Raw genomic sequence first — 1,916 nt, 5'->3', positions numbered from 1 at the left:
CCGGGGTCGCGGCGAGGTCGTCGACCAGCGCGAAGAACCGCTCGGGCGACGTCGTCACGCCGCGTCGGGGGTTGAGCCGCAGCACGCTGGTGAACGCGGTCAGGAAGTACTCCCAGCGTTCGGCGCCGAACGCCGCCGGGCCCGCGCGGTAGAGGGTGCGGCCCAGGTCGACCGCGCCCGGCCCGGCCAGCAGCCCGACCGCGGCCCGGACGGCGAAGAACGTCTTGTCGGTCAGGTGCACGTGGCCGCGGCCCGCGAGCGGGCCGCCGGGGTCGAGCAGCCACTCGAGCACCGCGCGGTGCTTGGCGCGCAGCAGGTGGTTGGCCTTGTACTCCTCGGCCGGGGAGCCGATCCGCGCCCGGATTTCGCGCACGCACTCCGCCGCGTCGGCCGGGGTCAGCCGCACCCCGGCGTGGGCGAAGACGTCGGTTTCGCCGCCGAGCAGGTTTTCGCCCTCGGAGCCCGACTCGTCGCAGGCGATCTCGACCGGGCTCACCCGCCCGATGGTGCCAGAGCGAGCGCCCCGCGGCGACCGCTTTGCCCGGGTCACGGTTGAGCCACGGCGGCTAACGACCACGGCGCGTCCGGTGACTCGCGAAGAACAGGGGGCTCCCGGGAGGCGCGATGGCCAAGAACGACCGCCCGGCCCGGCTCGCACTCACCGCGGCCGTGGTCGCGCTGCTGCTGGGCGGGACGGGAACCCTGGTGCAGCAAGGGTTCCCGGCGGGTACGGGTGGGACGGTCGCCGGTGTCGAGGTTACGGGCGTGCCTGCGGTGGTGCGCCCGGCGCCGGAACCTGGTGTGGCGACGCCGTTGACGCGTCGGACGGGCGGTGGAGCGGACATCGAGTTCAGCGGGGGTGCGCCGCGGTTGCGGATCGCGGCGCCGGCGCCCGGGCCGGGGTTTGCGGCGGTTGTCATTACGGCGGATGGCACGCGGTTGTTGGCGGCTGCGTATGACGCTGCTACGCGGAGCATTGTGGCGGACTTGCCGCGGCCGGGGCGGTATTGGGGTGGGGTGCTTGACCTCGCGGCGCTTGGTCGGGATGTGGTGCCGGGGTTGGCGCCGCGGCCGGGGTGTGCGGGGCGCGCGGCGAGTTTTGGTGGGGTGACTGTCACGCCGGGCCCGGTGGCGAGTTCCGGCGGCCCCGGAGGCGCGGTGGGTTCCGGCGGCGCGGCCACCGGTCCCCGGCGCGCCGCCGACTCCGGCGGCGCAACCGGCAAGGGCGGAGGCGCAGCAAGTTCCGGCGGCACAACCACCGACACCGGGCAGGCTGCGAACTCCGGCAGCACAACCACCGCCCCGCCCGTCGCCGCCAACTCCGGCGGCACAACCAGCAGGGGCGGAGGCGCGGCAAGTTCCGGAAGCCCCAGGAACGCGGCGAGCCCCGGCGGCACAACCACCGACACCAGGCAGGCCGCGAACGCCAGCACATCCACCGCCCCGGCGCACGCCGCTAGCTCCGGCGGCGCCGGAAACTCAGCGAGTTCCGGCGGTGCCGGGCACACCGCGAGTTCCGCCGGATCGACCACCGACCCCGGACATGCCGCCAACTCCAGCGCCGCAACCACCAACCCCGCGCCCGTCAACGCGACCGCCGGCACCGCCAGTGCGACCGCCGATTCCGGGCGGCCCCAACCTCCGGTGTGGGTCTGCGTGACCGCCGGCGCCGGGCGCGCGGGGATCACCCTGACCTCGAACGCGCGCGTTCCGTACCGGATCGCCGTGCCGCCGGGCTGGGCGGAATCCGCCGCGCGGACCGGGCCGGCACCACAGCGGGATCTGCTGTGGCCGGGGACCACGGTGACCTACGAAGTCCCGTTCAACCGCCTCCCGGCGACCCTGCGCGGCCTCCCCGACCCCGGCGCCGCCCTCGGTGCGGTGCTCGCCGGGGCAGCCCATCGCGTGGCCGCGCT

The 1,916-nt window shown here is 75.5% G+C and carries 2 pseudogenes; one reads left to right on the top strand and one right to left on the bottom strand.

Annotation, left to right across the window (positions count from 1 at the left end):
* Window positions 1-496, bottom strand: a pseudogene (locus tag G3I65_RS56645) (hypothetical protein); the annotation flags it as partial.
* A gap of 128 nt (window positions 497-624) precedes the next feature.
* Here G3I65_RS56645 and G3I65_RS42640 point away from each other — a divergent pair.
* A pseudogene (locus G3I65_RS42640) lies at window positions 625-1,916 on the top strand (hypothetical protein); the annotation flags it as partial.

Source organism: Amycolatopsis sp. SID8362 (genome assembly GCF_010550475.1).
GTDB classification, from domain to species: Bacteria; Actinomycetota; Actinomycetes; order Mycobacteriales; family Pseudonocardiaceae; genus Amycolatopsis; species Amycolatopsis eburnea.
The sequence above is the reverse complement of the archived record's forward strand: the minus strand, read 5'-3'. Positions and strand labels throughout refer to the sequence as shown.